Here is a 16607-nt window from a genome sequence, read left to right on the forward strand (position 1 = left end):
GAATTAATAACTAGAATCTTTTTACTCATTCCTTATGAATAATGTTTATTATTTATGAAATTTCACACGCTCTTCAAGCGGTTGGAATTCTTTTTCACCTGGTGCAGCTGTTGGATTACCAAATGGCATTTGTGCAATTAGTTTCCAATTAGCAGGAACATTCCATTCTTGTTTTACCTCATCATCAATTAATGGATTATAATGTTGCAAAGATGCCCCTAATCCCTCAGCTTCTAAACCTGTCCACACGACTAATTGGTGCATACCTGATGCTTGGTGTGACCAAATTGGGAAGTTTTCAGCATATGCAGCAAATTTTTCTTGAAGCGATTTAACGATAGCCTCATCTTCAAAGAATAATACTGTTCCATAACCAGCTTTAAAAGAATCCATTTTTTGTTGCGTTCCTGAAAAATCTCCATCTCCAACTACTTTTCTTAATGTTTCAGTTGTAATATCCCATAATTTATCATGAGCTTCACCAAATAATACAACTAATCGCGCAGTTTGAGAATTGAAAGCTGATGGAGTATGTTTCACAGTAAACTCCACGATTTCTTTAATTTTTTCATCTGATACTTGTACCTCTTTATTAATTCCATAGTAAGTACGTCTTTCTTTCAGTGCGGTATAGAAATCTTTTGTCATAATTCATTTCCTCCTAATTTTTAATATTCTTCAAAATGATATATTGCGAAGATAATATGGGTTAAAATGAGTTCATTTTTGAATCATTGAACTCCATAACACCAATTGCTAGTCATTCTGAATCTAACTAAACTGCTTCATTTAAACCACTTTAGTTTACTAAAAAAACATTTTATAACATCGTTGAGACAATCTAGTGATCATTCGGTACTATTTTACCCATTCTCTATTCATGTATCCTGCTTGTTTCATATTTACACAAATATGAAAATAACCTTAAATTGCTGGTCAAAAAAGCCAGGTAGCATGAATAACACATTACCTGGCTTTTTACAGTTTTAATTTAAATTCAGCTAAACATTACCAATGAATAGTATTAAAAACTATACCCGTCACTTATTTAATGATTAACATCTTATAAATTACATGTCAAACTTTAATACTGTTTTAACATCCATACTCTTACAGCAAACAAACAATAAAAAACACAAAAACGAACAGGAATGTGTTCGTTTTTGTCTCTATATTTAACAATTGAATTTACTTTTATTATTGATTCAAATGATGTTTAACTGCTCTTATTACCAATTCGTGATCTTCTTCTGGCGGCAATCCTGAAACTGTTATCATTCCAATAACTCCTACGTTTTTTACTCTGATAGGAAAGCACCCACCAAACGCAGCATATTCCGAAGTATCTAAAAGATATTTTTCATTATATGAGATTCCAGTTATTTCACTTTGTATCTGCATATAATAAGAGCTATGATCATGCAGGGAAACAACTCGTTTTTTACGCTCAATCCATTTCGTATTTTCCGCATTTGTCCCTGTCATCTTAAAATGAAATAATTGCACACCGTTTTTTGTTATATCAACAGCAATCAATTTCCCCTCTCGCTTTGCTGTTTCAACGATAAATAAACCTAGTTGCAAGGCATCTTCATTTGTAAAAGAGGAAAATTGAAGTGTTTCCTCCTCTTTTAAAATTTGTTTACTAATTTCATTCAAATTTGAAGTACTCATATCTTTAACCTCCATAATCGTTTTATGCCACTCTGGCATTTTTTCGAAATTATTAGGCCATATAGTACAACCTTTTAATCAATCTGATTCTAAATAAACTGCTGTAACATCGTTGGTAAATAGTAGTACCGTAAAGCTTGTTTTCTTCTTACTGGTGCTATTATGAATGATATTCAAAGTTATAAAAAGTACTATTCTACTTATCCCTATCTTACAGAGACTATTATGAAATATATTTAACATCTTAAAAATGTATGTACTAAAGAATAATATTTTTAATCACTAACTTTTTTGATCAATCGTTATAATCCAATGTCATCAAAATTTTTATCAATTATTACACTATCCAACAATAGGAGGAAACAAAGATGGATGAAAATGTATCCAAAAGTTGAAAAGCAGTTGAGTCCCTTGAGGGAATAGTTATAATTCACTACATATAGAAATAGACATACAAAAACGCCATCCTTTCCTATGATTCTACAGAAAGAATAGCGTATTTTTCAAAAATGAGTTCTTTTATTGAGAAACTTTGATTCTATATTATAGATAAAAGAGCAACTAGTGCTAAAACAGCTGGAAGTCCTTGTTTCACAATAATTGATTTATTAGATGTGAAACCTCCGAAAATAGCTGCTATCACCACACAAATCACGAAAAATAATTGGACCATATAACCAATTGGATTGAGCCCAAGTACAAGTCCCCAAATGAGACCAGCCGCTAAAAATCCATTATATAAGCCTTGGTTTGCAAACATAATGGCTACGTTTCGATCTCCTTCTAAATGCTTCCGTAATTTGAAAGCACGTTTCGCTACTTTTGAATCAATAAAAAACATTTCAAGGATCATGATAAACAAATGTTCTAATGCTACGATCCCGACTAAAATAGCTACGATTATTTCCACACTATTCTGCCCCCTACACTCTCTATTCTTTAATATTCTCTACATTTTTTTGCATCTGTAATAGAACATGAATAAGTATTTTGCGTTCTTCTCCACTGATATTTACGAACATTTCCTTCATAAAATGTTCCTTTTCTTTCTTGTCAAAATATTAATTGATATATCAATTATTGATATATCAATTAATATACATCTCTCTTTTTATTTTTGCAAGTTCTTTTGTTCAATTGGTTTTATTTTGTTCCAGCAACTTTAAACCAATTCAAAACATCAGTTCGCATTTCTAGAAATCATAATTACTTTAAGTTCATTCTGACAATCATATTTAACTAAATATATAAAAGAATTGAGTTATATCTCCATCAATTTATAAAAATTAATTTTTTCTAAAAACAGATACTTTACGTTTTTTATAGTAATAAAAATCATTTTTTGTTTCAGAGGCAATCCATTTTGTTAGCTTGATGGGCATAGGATAGCACCATATGACGAACCAATTATCTTTCAAGAAGACGGCTAGAAATCTGGATTTGGTACAGGAGTTGCCTACTTCCCCGATCCAGATGGTACTAATTTAGAGCTAATTGCTCCAAAAGGGCCATTCAGACGTGAATAGTTAAAATAAATTAATACCGAAACAAGCCATCTTCTGCCTGGAAGATGGCTGTTTGTCGGCAAGTTGATGGAATGACTAAAAAAGGACAAACTCTCCAATGCGAGAAGTTTGTCCAAAAAGTTTTTCGTGTCCACTATTTTCACACTAAAATTAACAATCGTGAATTAGAATAATGACTTAATACTTGCTAAAACAGTAAGTACACCTACAATAATAACAAATACGTTACTCATTTTCCCTTTGTATTTAGCTAGTACTGGTACTTTATTGATTGCATACATCGGTAATAGACATAAGATAGCAGCAACTAATGGACCGCTTAGAGAATCAATAAGTCCAAGAATACTTGGATTTGTATAAGCAACAAACCAGCATGATAATACAACAAAAGTAAGGACGATTGTCTTAATTGTTTTTTCTTCTATATCTTTTCCACGTGATTTACCGAACTTAATAATCATGTCACGCATTACTTCAAATGCTCCGATATAATGGCCAAGGAAAGATTTTGTAATAGCCACAAAAGCAATGATTGGAGCTGCAATAGTGATTACAGGTGAATTAAGCTCATTAGCAAGATATGAAAGGATTGATAAGTTTTGCTCTTTTGCCATTTTTAAATCCTCTGGAGTCAAGCTTAATGTACTACTCCAAACGAAGAACATAACTACAGCGAATGTCATGATATAACAAACTTTTTGTATTTGCGCACATTTAGCATCAGTAGCTTCTATTCCATACGTAGCTCTCTGTTTCACAACAAATGATGAAATCATAGGTGAATGATTAAATGAGAATACGATGATTGGTAGAATCATTAATATCGTTCCAAAATAGCCTGTACCTGTTGAAGCAGTAGAAACAGCTGAAAAACTAAGCATTGACGTATTCCACTGTGGAATTAAAGATATTGCGATAAAAAGTAGAGAAGCTATGAAAGGATACACTAGCATACTCATTACCTTTACAGTAATATCTTGACCAAAATTCAGTATAGCGATAAGACCAAGAACTAATACAAGTGATAAAATAGCCCTTGGAGGTTCTGGCATGTGCAATTGATGCACGATAAAACTACTTGCAGTATTTGTAAGCGCAACCGAATACATTAGTACGATTGTATAAATTGAACCGAAATATACGATGTTAAAAATGATACTCGCTTTATTTCCGAAATACTCTCTAATTGTACCTGTGATCCCCTCATCAGCAGAATTAGAAGCGTATATCATTTTAGCAAGTGCCCTATGTGAGTAATACATAACTGGATATGCAAGCAATGTAATTAGTAGTAATGATAATAAACCACCTGAACCTGCATTAATCGGTAAAAAGAGCACCCCCGCTCCAATTGCAGTTCCAAATAGGCTCAATGCCCATGTAGTATCCTGCTTATGCCACTTTTTCGGATCTGCATATTGCTCATTTTTTAGTGCGGTATTTTCAGCTTGAACTTCTATTTTCTTTGCAGTATTCCCGTTCATATAATAACTCCCCCTTGTATCCTATTCTTACGTCTCTCTTTATAGCTAACGAATATCTTCCTTTTTTGGAAAATGAATTCCTTACAAGTTGCCCCACATTGCATGTCCTTCATCATAATGAATCCAAATTGAAACATTCGCTAGTTAGCGTCCTAATATAATTGTTAGCGTTAACAAAAAAGTTTACTCGTAGTATCCGCTCTTTATATAAAGAACCCTTAAGAGAACAATATAGAATAGACTTCATAAATACGTTGCAACATTTCTAATAACGGTGTATTACTTTAGTGGTTTCTCTTTTTTTACTTATAACAGTAATTTCAGCTAAACCGGCCTCTCTTCATTTATGAGGCATTTCTTTCTCAATTCTACACATCACTTTAATAACTTCGGCAGCATTTATGGTATTGATTACACAAGCCACTGAAGCACTTTACATACATTTCCGCCTCTAATCACACACCTTTCTTACTAGTAATCGCATTTTTTATATTTTCTCCAGAGATAATAAATTTTCTCTCGACGCCCTCATTATAACGTGTATATTTATAAAATTAATATTTTTATATTTTCAGATTTTTTTACCAGGAAAAATTTTCAATATATAATGAATTTCAGCCATAATGCAGTAATTTTTTCCATTTTTTTAAGATATACCAGTTACTTAATGCATTCCACCTCATACGCTAAAACTATTGTAATAAATAATTAATGAATACATTTCCAAAATAGAAAAATAAATTTTCGGGATATATATTATCAATACCGAATTTATATACATTTATTGGAAAGTGATATCTCTTTTCCACCAAAGTTTTCTATAAGAATTGAACTCATTTTTCGGACAATACGTTTTTTAACTTGATGACAATAAGGAAACCCGCTAGCATTTTACAAAAACTACGCTAAGCCGAAAAATATAATAAGCCCCCCATATGGAAGGCTTATTTACAAAATAATCATTGTCTATTTTTATTGATTCTCTTCGTCTCTTTTATACTCCAAAATATCACCTGGTTGACAATTCAAAGTCTTACATATCGCTTCTAATGTTGAAAAACGAACCGCTTTTGCTTTCCCGTTTTTCAAAATAGAAAGATTTGCCATCGTAATCCCAACCCTCTCTGAAAGCTCCGTTACGCTCATTTTTCGTTTTGCTAACATCACATCAATATTAATAATGATTGCCATATCCTCCACCTCAGACCGTTAAATCATTTTCTGATTTTATATTAATAGCTTCTTGTAAAAGTCTTTGTAGAACAGCAGCAAAAACGGCAATTACCATAGAGGCGAAAATAATAACCAATCCAATTGGTATAAAACTTGGAGGGTCAACTCTTGCCGCCATAAGATAGTAGAGTGGCATACCTAGCAAGTACAAGGTACTAATCGTGATGGCACTGTATTTAATATTCTTTAAAGCCTTTACCGATAATTCCGAGAACGCTTCGTTCTTATCAATATAGCTTAAAAGTTTAAATGCTTGATACAGAGCAAGGTAAAAAGGTATCGCTGCCGCGTACATATCGATTAAAACGAGAGATTTCATATAAGCAATATTTGGATACAATTCTCCAGCAAAATCCCCAATCTTAGGCACTAAAAATATGCACAATACAAGGACTAGGATTCCTATAAAAATAATAGCTAGCTTTAAAAAGAGTGTCGTAACTTGTTTCATAAAAGCACCTCGCTTATTTAATAACAAAATGATTTTATCACACCATTTATTGTTTAACAATAAATATTAGTTGTTTTTTATTATATTATTATTGTTAATATAATATCCTTTTCATTTCAACAAAAATAAAAAGCATTTCTCATTACAAAGAAATGCTTTTACTTTAAAATATTAATTTTATAAATCATGTTATTGAATTTCTCCTGAACTCCCTGATTTAATGGGTTTTTTTCACACAAAACAATTGATTTTATCACAACTAAAGATTCCAAAAAAAATTATATTTAATATAATTTTTAAACTCCCCCATTCACTAGCTCGTTTATCGAATTTAATTTTGAAGAAAGCTTGATAAACCATTCTTCATCCCCTGTTAATAATGCAAGATCTATAAGATAAAGGATTTGTTCCTTGTTTATTGCTTTTGATTCAGGGAGTTTTTTTACGTGTTTACTTAAAAAGGACATTGTTCTACTTATTGTATCTCTGTTGTCACATTTAACAACATTAACCTTAACTACTTCCCCTACATGATCAAATGATTCAATATAACCAAGTATTAATTCACCCTCTACTGATATTCCTCGAACCCAATCTCCTACTTTTAAAACAGGATTATTTGACATCATACTTTTTCACCTTCCTACAAATGATTTTAGAATTAATTTATTAGGATTCGTTCCTCGTTTTTTAGAGACGACAAACAAGATAGACAAAACAACTCGAACTGTAATATTTTCCATTACATTTAGATATTAAGAACTCCACGGCCATATAGAAATTAAGCCGTTTATCGTTCTTGATTGATTAGATCGACTACTTCTTTCATCGTATAGTTCTTTAAATATTCACCTAGATGTTCTTCAGCACCTAAGAAAATAGTGAAAAGAACTTTTCGCATATTCGAACCTACAATACACTGGTCATTCGATTCTGGACATTTAGGTTGCAAAGCACCTTCTGAGGTTATTTGATAAATATGCCAGAGATTAACTTCACTTAAATCTCGAGCGAAAATAAAACCTCCACCAATTCCCTCTTTTGATTGTATAAACTTATGTTTTTTTAACAAACTTAGCACTTTGCGAATGCGTACTGGATGAACACCTGCACTTTCTGAAATAGCATTGCTTGTTGACATCCGGTCTGGCTGTAGTGCTAAATAAGTTAAACTGTGAATGGCCAAGGTAAAGTCACTGTTCATGGTCTTCCTCCTACGATATAAATTGCTAATCACTTTCCAACTTACTGTAACTATAAATATTACAGATAGGTTTGTCAAACGTTAAGATTTATAAATAATTTTTACTATGAAGAAATACATTCATTTATATTCTATACGAGCTCACCGATGTCTATTAGTTACATTTATCTTTTTGAACTACCTATTATCATTTATGTTTTTTAAGTCTAAAAATAATTTTAAAAATCCCACTGTTTCTTGACTTGTTCTTCTGCCAACTGTTTAATTTTTGTCCAGATTGTATCTTTGCTCACAATAACATTTGTTTGATAATTTCTATTTTTATAATTCACTGTAACGCATACTTCAATCATCTCTTGCTTCCTCCTTTCAAAAAAATTTCACTTATTTATATTTAATCCCTGAAAAGTTTTGGATTTAGCTAGAATCTCTAACCTATAACTTCATTTTTTAAATAATCAAACTTAAAAACCCCACTGTTTCTTAACTTGATCTTCTGCCAATTGTTTAATTTTTGTCCAGATCGTATCTTTGCTCACAATAACATTTGTTTGATAGTTTCTATTTTTATAATTCACTGTAACGCATACTTCAATCATCTCTTGCTTCCCCCTTCCAAAAATTCCCTTTAAGAAATATTACTTATTAATTAGCCAACTTTTGCAATTCTATGTTCAGAACTGTTCGAACGCTACGTGGTAAAAATTTACGAATTTCTTCCTCGTTAAAACCAATCTGCAATCTTTTTTCATCCAACATTATTGGGCGGCGCAACATTTGAGGATACTCAATTATTAATTTATAAAATTCATTAAGCGATAGCGCCTCGATATTTATATTTAATTCCTGAAAAATTTTGGATCTAGTTGAAATAATTTCAGTAGCCCCTTCTTCAGTTAAACGAAGAATTGATTTAAGTTCATCGACTGTAAGAGAGTTTGATACGATATTTTTTTCGGTATAATCAATTTGATTCTCTTCAAGCCATGCTTTTGCTTTTCGGCATGAACCACAGCTTGCTGTCGTATATAAAATCACCATATTTTATTCACTCCTTTAATGTTCTTTATCAAACGTACAATTATTTTAAATATGGATTATTGAAATGTATTAAAAAAAATTACAGTTTAGAATCAAATTCACGTAATGTTATTTATTCGACAATGTTTAATTTATCTCAACTATCCGTTTCCTTTTAAAATGATGCTTTCATACAATTACTGTATCTACATTTTACAGACGATGACAACTTACTTCTTAAAACTATACTGTAATTTTAAACTTTACAGTTAGATTAATCAACTGTTAAGTCTTGGATTAAATCTATCAACGTAACAAATCGTTTTCTTTTGTGTGAATGTCCCCATAGTTATTATTCTCACCAATTTCAAATGCACTTCAAAGTATATTATACTCATTTCTTGCTTACATGTGCTATTATGGAATATATTTAGCACAATAAATAGTACGCACTTTAAAGTGTTATAGGCACTAAAAAGAAATAATTTTAGTATTCAAACGTATGTAGGCCCAAAACTGTCATCTAAATTCATCAAAGGAGTTTTTTTATGAAAACATATAATATTCCTGTAGAAGCGACTTTAGAAGTTATTGGTGGAAAGTGGAAAGTTGTTATCCTTTGTCATTTAAAAAAAGGAACAAAAAGAACGAGTGAATTAAAACGTTTAATGCCTGGTATTACACAAAAAATGTTAACACAGCAATTACGTGAACTGGAAGAAGACGATGTAATCCAAAGAAAAGTATATGATCAAGTACCACCGAAAGTAGAGTATTCTTTAACAGATTACGGTTCATCTTTAGGAGCCATACTCGATTCCCTCTGCGCTTGGGGAGAAGGTCATCTTGAAAAAAACGGGAACACATCCATGCTTATTACAGCTGATGAATAATAAAGTGAAACTTTAATCAGTGGGGGGTGTTCACCCCCCACTGATTATTAGCCTTCACCAATCGGGCTTTTATGGGCAGTGAGACTCCCACCTAACCTCTTTGCTTTCGCTGAATTTTGAGGTGGGAGTCTCACTGCCCTCAAATAGCGGGATACCTATTCCTCTATTTGTGTAAATTCTACCGAAGACATAAAAAAAGGTTGAGACACTACTTGCCTCAACCTTTTTTATGTCTCTTTATAACTTTTTGCGGTAATAACTGTTTCAAATTCAAAGGTTTCTGGTAGATGATCGGCATAAGAGTACTCGAATGTGCGTCCATCCGTTAAGTAGGCCACTTGTTCAACTCTCATTAGGAAATCTTGATTTGTTAAGTTCATAAACTGCTTTTCTCGATCATCTGGTCGAACTCCTTTAACCCTGACAACGGATGTCCCTACTTCAAAACCAAGTTTATTTTGAATGTGTGAGTATATCGATTCCTCTAAAACGGAAGCTTCAACACCTGGGATGACCGAAATCGGCATCCACGTATGCTCCATAATCGTCGGAATGCCGTGGATGATTCGAAGGCGGATGATTTTATAGACGAAATCACCGATTAAAACTCCCAATTTTTCAGCAACAATTTCATCGGCACCGACAATCGTAAACTCGATAATTTTACTTTCTACCTCACTGCCGTAAACAGCTTTCGTACCTGTTAAAGTTTGAATCATTCGTGCCTTTTCCTGTTGACGCCAATCTTGAACCACGGTTCCACTTCCACGCCTGCGGATGATGTAGCCATCTCTGACTAACAAATCCAGCGCTTTTTTAATAGTAAGTGCTGAAACGCTAAATTCTTCAGCAAGGACGGGGCTACTCGGGATTTTTTCGTTAATTTTATATTCGCTGTCTAAAATTTGCTGTTTAATTTTTTGGTAAATGCCGAGGTATTTTACTTGTGTTGATCCACTTGCCATTTCCATACCTCCTTTATACTGTATTCCCTCTTCTATTCATTCAAATGTAAAGCCTCAAGTTTGTAAACAGAAGGTGATGGAGCAGCAAATCCGTTTTCCAAGATTTCAATATTCGTTACTGCTTCTTCGTCTTTCACAAGTTTTGGTGCACCATTTACGATTGTTTCATACGCTGCATCATAGAAACGACCGTAATCACCAAGCGGCGTTTTAATTTGTTTTTCAATCCAATCACCGTTTGCGTTACGATATTTAGCAATTCCATAGTACATCGGCGAATCTTCACCAAATCCTGCACTCTCAGGCATAATACCCGCTTTCAGATCATTTTCCTGCTGATCTTCACCGTATTTAATAAATGAACCATTTGTTCCATGAACGATAAAGCGTGGATAATCTTTCGCTACGACATGGTTCGTTTTCAGCTTAATCTTCAACTGATTTCCGTAATGTAGACCAACATCGAAATAGTTATCAACCGCACCTTCCACTTCATTATTACGAATATCGTATGTCACCGTATTTGGACGGCCGAATAGTGAAATCATGCGGTCCATCGTATGAATACCTAAACTGTAAAATGAACCTTCTTCTTTTGGAGCTTCATGAGTGATTGAACCTGGACGGAAATAATCAATATGTGATTCAATCTCAATAATATCACCAAGGAATCCCTGTTCAACTACTTGCTTCACAGCTAAAAAATCACCATCAAAACGGCGGTTTTGATAAGGCATAACGACTACGCCTTTCTCTCGTCCTAATGCTAATAATTCTTTGGCGTGTTCTACTGTATCACAAAATGGTTTTTCAACGATAACTGATTTTCCAGCTAATATAACTTTTTTTGCTAATTCATAATGCGTATGTGCTGGCGTACAAATTGTCACAACTTGAATTTCTTTGTCATTCAACAATTCGTCTAAATCAGTAGTGAAGTAAACACCTTTTCCCTCATATGGAGCCGATAATTTTTCATTTATTTGACGTACAAAAATTGTTTTTACTTTTATATTATTACGTGTCTTTAGATAAGGTAGGTGATAACGGTTAGCTGATTTTCCAAATCCAATAAAGCCCATTGTTAATGTCATGTTCTTCAACTTCCTTGCTCATAAATTTTCGTTTCTATATTTATTATATATTTTTATGATAAAAAGTATATAGTTTTATTTTTGAAATTATATATTAAATAAAAAGTCAGGATAAAAATCATTTCGATTTTCATCCTGACTTTTTACTATTTTTGTGTAATACCAAACATTAATTTTTTTAATTCGCACGTTCTCTATTTGTCTTTCTTTAAATGACAAAGAATAACTACTTTCCACGAATAATTTCTAAAGTTTCCTCCACAGGAATAGTGTGTGTCTTCATGTAAAAACCCCTTTAATAATTTTATAAAACAAATAAGCTAAAATATTTTAATATTACTTTTAAGTATCTATAGCACTTTAAAGTACGTACTTTTCATTATGTAAAATACATTTCATAATAGCATTTGTAAGAGTTGCATAAGTAATTCAGTAGTAAATATTACCTATGTTATCTTTTAGGTATCCATCGTACTTTAAAGTACTTACTTTTTTAACTGTTTCAATACTTTTATCATGCATTTTGCCGGACGATGAAATGGCATGTTTTAATTTTCACATCCATTCACAATGATTAATTAATTTTTAAATACATTTTAGGAGGATATCTATAATGAGTAAATTACTAAAAGAAAAAATCGGTTTTGGTACAGCTCCACTAGGGAATATGTACCGTAATATCCCAGAAGAAGAAGCAATCGCTACAGTGGATGCTGCTTGGGAGAATGGCGTTCGTTACTTTGATACAGCTCCACTTTATGGATCTGGATTAGCGGAAATCCGTCTTGGTGAAGCACTATCAAAAAGAAATCGTGATGATTACTTTTTAAGCACGAAAGTGGGTCGAACTATTTCGGATGAGCTAGAAGATCCATCTGCACGTGATTTAGGTGAAAAAGGCGGACTTTTCGAATTTGGTCGTAAAAATAAAATGATCAATGATTATAGCGCAGATGCAACACTTCGTTCTATCGAGCAAAGTTTGAAACGTTTAAAAACAGATCGTCTAGACTTTGTTTTCATTCATGATTTAGCACAAGACTTTTATGGCGACGAGTGGATTTCACAATTTGAAACGGCTCGAACAGGGGCATTCCGTGCGCTAACACGTTTACGTGAAGAAGGAGTCATTAAAGGTTGGGGACTTGGAGTAAACAAAGTAGAATCAATTGAACTTATGCTTGATTTGGAAGAAGCGAAGCCAAATATCTCCTTGTTAGCTGGTCGTTATTCACTATTAGACCACGGGCGTGCCTTGCAACGAGTAATGCCTGCAGCTGTTAAGCATAATATGGATATTGTTGTTGGTGGCCCATACAGCTCAGGTATTCTTGCTGGAGGTGCTCACTTCGAATATCAAAAAGCATCACCAGAAATTATTGCAAAAGTTGAGAAAATCAAAGCTCTTGCAAATCGTCATGAAATCAGCATTAAAGCTGCTGCTTTACAGTTTTCATTGGCTAACCCAGCGGTTGCTGCCGTTGTTCCTGGTGCAAGTAAACCGGAACGAATTGTAGAAGACCAAAATGCATTAAACACAGTAATTCCCGCAGCATTCTGGGAAGAAATGCGCGAACAAAAACTAGTAGCACCTAATGCACCACTACCAATCAACGTAAAATAAAGTGAAACTTTAATCAGTGGGAGCATCCCCCACTGATTATTTCCCCGCAAATAGCGAGTTAAAAAGGAGCATAATAAATATGGCACATACTACTACATCTATGACAATTTTCGGTTCCCTTGAACAAGTATGGCAATTAATCGGAGGTTTCAACTCCCTTCCAGACTGGTTACCTTATATACCTAGCAGTAAATTAACTGAAGGCGGTCGTGTACGTCACCTAGCTAATCCAGATGGTGATACGATTATAGAACGCTTAGAAGTATTCAATGAGAAAGAACGCTACTACACGTATTCAATCATGAATGCACCATTCCCAGTCACTAATTATCTATCTACAATCCAGGTGAAAGAAGGTACTGAAAGTAACACATCGTTAGTAGAGTGGTCTGGCACTTTCACCCCTGTAGAGGTTAGTGATGAAGAGGCAATAAATCTGTTTCATAGCATCTACAGCGATGGACTGAAAGCATTGCAGCAAGCATTTCTAGATTGAGCTACTAAAAACAATGAAAAGCAAAGCGATATCGCTTTGCTTTTTTATAAAATCCCTTTTAACTTTTCATCAATCAACTTCGCTACATACTCATACCCTTCTGGTCCAAAGTGTAGCCCATCTCTTTCATCATTTTCTACAAATGTTTTATAATTCCGTTCTTGAATCATTTCAGCATACAAATTTAGAAAATAGCTTCCTGTTTCTTTCGCCACTTCCTCTACCACGTCTGCATACTGACCGAGCACTTTATTTGTTCTATTATGCTGTCTTTCTTCATCAACTGGTGCAGGACTAATAAGCAGTACTTTACCTGACGAAATATGGTTCACAATCTTCTCTAAATTTTCTTTGTATGTTTGTAATGACCCTTGTGAAAAAGAAACTGCATCATTCGTGCCAAGAAAAACTGTTACGAAATCTGGTTTATGTGATAATACATCTTCTTCAATCCTATTTAACGCATCGAATGTATTATCACCTGGAACACCTGCATTCACCACTTCCCAATTTGAGAATATCCTTTGTAACCTTGGTGTTAATCTAGGTGTACCATCAAAAAATACATCATCAGCTGTAATACTATCACCGAAGCATACTAACGTTTTCATTAGACTTGCTCTCCTTTTACGTATGAAATAACTTTCCTTCTACCGCCCTAATATATCTTTCAGCAGAACGTTCCACTGCCTCATTTGCATTCTCTTTTACTACGCGATGAAAAGCGTTGTATAAACGATTAAACTGTAACGGCTTCACTCGATTCACCATTTCTTCCACTTTTCTCGCTGGTAATGGAATTAAGTTTGGATAGCTGTACATAAAACTTACCCATCGCTCATCCGCTACAACTTGAATAATATCACCTGTTAACAAAATTCCTTTTCCATCATTACCTTCTTCCCAATGTAAGACAGATCCACCTTTAAAATGACCTCCTAGACGATGAATGACCAATCCATCAGCTAATTGTAAAGACTCACCAGACCAATAAATAATACGACTACTCGGGCGCATCACCCACTCTTTATCATCTTCGTGTATATAAATTGGTACATCAAATGTCTCTGCCCATTCTACTTGCGTTGAATAATAATGAGGATGAGACAATGCAATTGCATCTAATCCGCCAAGCTCTTTTATTTTCGCAATTGTCATTTCATCTAAATAAGTAATGCAGTCCCATAGTAATCGATATGATTCTATTTTCACTACAAATGCTGTTTGACCGATCGCAAACCCTGGTTTGGTCGTAATACTATAAAGCCCGTTTTCTTCTTCGATTATTTCATTTTTATATGTATCACTTATTTGCAAGTTTTCTAAAGTCGTCCAAGACTGCCCTTTCGGATTCACATATTGCCTTTCTTCATCACAAATATGACAACTCACCGGTTCCTCTACACTCGCTGCATACTGCACACCACACGTTGTACAAACGAAATTTTTCATCCTAATTCCCCCTATCCCTATATTTTTATTAAGCTGATTTTTGTTGATACTGATCTGCTTTTTTATTTTCAATTAATAAACTTATATAAGTAAGTAAATAAACAGCTGTAACCGACAATGGAATCACCGTAAATCCTTTTTCTGCAAACAGAATCCCGCAAACTGACGTCACGAATACAGTCCCTACTGACAATAGACCATAACTTTTGCTTTCATAAATCCATACGTACGGGATAAAATGAACACCTATTAACATTGCTACTACAAAAGGTAACCATTCTGGAAATTGAAAATAGGCAAGTAATACAAGCGGAATATTCAATACATTTATCCCACCAATTAATCCTGCCAAAATCCCTAACGGATTTCCTTTCGCAAACATATCAATTTTCAATATAGCAGCTATCATTAAGCCGAAAGGAAACACACATCCCATACCGATTAAATATACCCACACCACTTGTTTTTCAGAAAGAACAAAGCCCGTTATACTCATAACCATCCAAAATAAAACACCAGCTAATATAATCGGTAATCCTCTCTTCGTTTTGATTGCTAAATCCTTTTTCGCTTCTGCAATATTCATCTCACCATCTCCCCAAAAATATTTGTGCTATAAAGTAGTCTCAACCTCGCCCATCCAATAACGCCAAGCTGCTAAATAATCTTCTAAATCTTTCGGGTGGTGTCTTAAACACGTATCTATCCGCAAATATAAACCTATGACCATTTCTTCATATAAATTACGGTCTTCTCTATGAAATACACTTTGTTTCATCACATAATCAATTGCTTCTTTCGTTAAATCTTCCGGAGTTGAACAAAACGCGTAAATTAAATCGTATATAGGATCTCCTAATACTGGTAAAGGATCAATTACTCCATGTAACCTATTCTCTTGAACTATAAAATTATGGAATCCGAAATCGCCATGTAATAAAAATGGCTCATCTATTCCAGCCCCTCTATTCGGACTATTTGCTAACTTAAAAACAAGTCTACATTCTTCATCACTTATGTACGACTTTACATTTTCGTGAGCTTCCATCACAGTTACTGTTAAAAATTCATTCCAAGATTGAACCGTACTGTCCTTCCATCCCCAGCCACTCACCTTTGGAACTTTTTCATACTTATTGATAACGTCCTTTACAAGTTTGCACAGTATACTTCGTTTATGGCCAGATTTGCACGAAGTAGTCCCCTCAAGAAATGAATAAACAATATATCGACTTAACGGATCCTTATATAAAAGCTTTGGAAACGCATCATTCTTTTTATAAAACTGAAGAAAATAAGCTTCTTCACGTATTACATCCGATTCATTCAGTTTTACAACGTATTGTTCATCCAACAAATATATTGTACTTGTCGTTCCCCCGTTCAAACCTTTCATGTTTTTTGGATAATGTAAAATAACCTTCTCTTTAACTAGTTGTGCAGCGATTATTGAAATGTCCATTCCCTCACCCTTACACTCTGAATATTCCC

20 protein-coding genes and 1 pseudogene are annotated in these 16607 nt (G+C 33.8%); 4 read left to right on the forward strand and 17 right to left on the reverse strand.

Features of this window, described 5'->3' with window-relative positions; translation table 11 throughout:
• Window positions 1-48: 48 nt before the first annotated feature.
• The 3 genes from ACUN26_RS13385 to ACUN26_RS13395 form a co-directional block, all read right to left on the reverse strand.
• Window positions 49-648: a nitroreductase family protein gene (locus tag ACUN26_RS13385; RefSeq protein ID WP_000158953.1), complete on the reverse strand. Its 600-nt coding sequence runs from the start codon at window positions 646-648 to the stop codon at window positions 49-51.
• 549 nt (window positions 649-1197) lie between these two features.
• Window positions 1198-1713 carry a heme-degrading domain-containing protein gene (locus ACUN26_RS13390; protein ID WP_002039094.1) on the reverse strand — a complete coding sequence of 172 codons (516 nt, stop codon included), beginning with the start codon at window positions 1711-1713 and terminating at the stop codon, window positions 1198-1200.
• 499 nt (window positions 1714-2212) lie between these two features.
• Window positions 2213-2584, reverse strand: coding sequence for a DUF1304 domain-containing protein (locus ACUN26_RS13395; protein WP_000402901.1), 372 nt, complete (start codon window positions 2582-2584; stop codon window positions 2213-2215).
• 487 nt (window positions 2585-3071) lie between these two features.
• Here ACUN26_RS13395 and ACUN26_RS13400 point away from each other — a divergent pair.
• Window positions 3072-3200: pseudogene (locus ACUN26_RS13400) on the forward strand (VOC family protein); the annotation flags it as partial.
• Between the two features lie 164 nt (window positions 3201-3364).
• Here ACUN26_RS13400 and ACUN26_RS13405 read toward each other — a convergent pair.
• The 8 genes from ACUN26_RS13405 to spxA form a co-directional block, all read right to left on the reverse strand.
• Window positions 3365-4684 carry an aromatic amino acid transport family protein gene (locus tag ACUN26_RS13405; protein WP_001014167.1) on the reverse strand — a complete coding sequence of 440 codons (1320 nt, stop codon included), beginning with the start codon at window positions 4682-4684 and terminating at the stop codon, window positions 3365-3367.
• Between the two features lie 972 nt (window positions 4685-5656).
• Entirely contained in the window at window positions 5657-5875 is a 219-nt protein-coding gene (locus ACUN26_RS13410) for a helix-turn-helix domain-containing protein (RefSeq protein WP_000974630.1), read from the reverse strand.
• A gap of 10 nt (window positions 5876-5885) precedes the next feature.
• Entirely contained in the window at window positions 5886-6368 is a 483-nt protein-coding gene (locus tag ACUN26_RS13415) for a DUF2975 domain-containing protein (RefSeq protein ID WP_000815889.1), read from the reverse strand.
• Window positions 6369-6664: 296 nt separating this feature from the next.
• Window positions 6665-6997, reverse strand: coding sequence for an IDEAL domain-containing protein (locus tag ACUN26_RS13420; protein ID WP_000987479.1), 333 nt, complete (start codon window positions 6995-6997; stop codon window positions 6665-6667).
• A gap of 161 nt (window positions 6998-7158) precedes the next feature.
• Entirely contained in the window at window positions 7159-7572 is a 414-nt protein-coding gene (gene saiR, locus ACUN26_RS13425; RefSeq protein WP_001083461.1) for an Rrf2-family transcriptional regulator SaiR, read from the reverse strand.
• A gap of 218 nt (window positions 7573-7790) precedes the next feature.
• Complete coding sequence (locus ACUN26_RS13430) at window positions 7791-7925, reverse strand: BA3454 family stress response protein (RefSeq protein ID WP_000573526.1); 135 nt, start codon at window positions 7923-7925, stop codon at window positions 7791-7793.
• A gap of 111 nt (window positions 7926-8036) precedes the next feature.
• Window positions 8037-8171, reverse strand: a complete 135-nt coding sequence (locus ACUN26_RS13435) for a BA3454 family stress response protein (protein WP_000573525.1) — start codon at window positions 8169-8171, stop codon at window positions 8037-8039.
• A 46-nt stretch (window positions 8172-8217) separates the two neighbouring features.
• Window positions 8218-8613, reverse strand: a complete 396-nt coding sequence (gene spxA / locus ACUN26_RS13440) for a transcriptional regulator SpxA (RefSeq protein WP_000236192.1) — start codon at window positions 8611-8613, stop codon at window positions 8218-8220.
• A 527-nt stretch (window positions 8614-9140) separates the two neighbouring features.
• Between spxA and ACUN26_RS13445 the strand changes: the two genes are divergently transcribed.
• On the forward strand, window positions 9141-9485 hold the full coding sequence (locus ACUN26_RS13445; protein ID WP_000860824.1) for a winged helix-turn-helix transcriptional regulator: 345 nt from the start codon (window positions 9141-9143) through the stop codon (window positions 9483-9485).
• Window positions 9486-9712: 227 nt separating this feature from the next.
• Here the strand turns inward: ACUN26_RS13445 and ACUN26_RS13450 are convergent, their stop codons facing one another.
• Both ACUN26_RS13450 and ACUN26_RS13455 read right to left on the reverse strand, forming a co-directional pair.
• Entirely contained in the window at window positions 9713-10450 is a 738-nt protein-coding gene (locus tag ACUN26_RS13450) for a GntR family transcriptional regulator (protein ID WP_000146293.1), read from the reverse strand.
• Window positions 10451-10482: 32 nt separating this feature from the next.
• On the reverse strand, window positions 10483-11544 hold the full coding sequence (locus ACUN26_RS13455) for an oxidoreductase (protein ID WP_000176605.1): 1062 nt from the start codon (window positions 11542-11544) through the stop codon (window positions 10483-10485).
• 613 nt (window positions 11545-12157) lie between these two features.
• Between ACUN26_RS13455 and ACUN26_RS13460 the strand changes: the two genes are divergently transcribed.
• The gene (locus tag ACUN26_RS13460; protein WP_000040531.1) at window positions 12158-13168 is read left to right on the forward strand and encodes an aldo/keto reductase; all 1011 of its coding nucleotides are present in this window, start codon (window positions 12158-12160) and stop codon (window positions 13166-13168) included.
• A gap of 79 nt (window positions 13169-13247) precedes the next feature.
• Complete coding sequence (locus tag ACUN26_RS13465) at window positions 13248-13664, forward strand: SRPBCC family protein (RefSeq protein ID WP_000951541.1); 417 nt, start codon at window positions 13248-13250, stop codon at window positions 13662-13664.
• A gap of 44 nt (window positions 13665-13708) precedes the next feature.
• On the opposite strand, the gene ACUN26_RS13470 is transcribed toward ACUN26_RS13465, so the two are convergent.
• Genes ACUN26_RS13470 through ACUN26_RS13485 form a run of 4 tightly spaced genes read right to left on the reverse strand, consistent with a single transcriptional unit; the run spans window position 13709 to window position 16578 of the window.
• Window positions 13709-14275, reverse strand: coding sequence for an SGNH/GDSL hydrolase family protein (locus ACUN26_RS13470; protein ID WP_000855188.1), 567 nt, complete (start codon window positions 14273-14275; stop codon window positions 13709-13711).
• Between the two features lie 16 nt (window positions 14276-14291).
• Window positions 14292-15116 carry an MBL fold metallo-hydrolase gene (locus tag ACUN26_RS13475; protein ID WP_000788159.1) on the reverse strand — a complete coding sequence of 275 codons (825 nt, stop codon included), beginning with the start codon at window positions 15114-15116 and terminating at the stop codon, window positions 14292-14294.
• 28 nt (window positions 15117-15144) lie between these two features.
• A complete protein-coding gene (locus ACUN26_RS13480) occupies window positions 15145-15702 on the reverse strand; it encodes a DUF7010 family protein (RefSeq protein WP_001017279.1) in 558 nt (185 codons plus the stop codon).
• A 27-nt stretch (window positions 15703-15729) separates the two neighbouring features.
• Window positions 15730-16578, reverse strand: a complete 849-nt coding sequence (locus ACUN26_RS13485) for a phosphotransferase (RefSeq protein ID WP_000355231.1) — start codon at window positions 16576-16578, stop codon at window positions 15730-15732.
• Window positions 16579-16607 lie beyond the last annotated feature (29 nt).

Source organism: Bacillus sp. WC2503 (assembly GCF_052682895.1).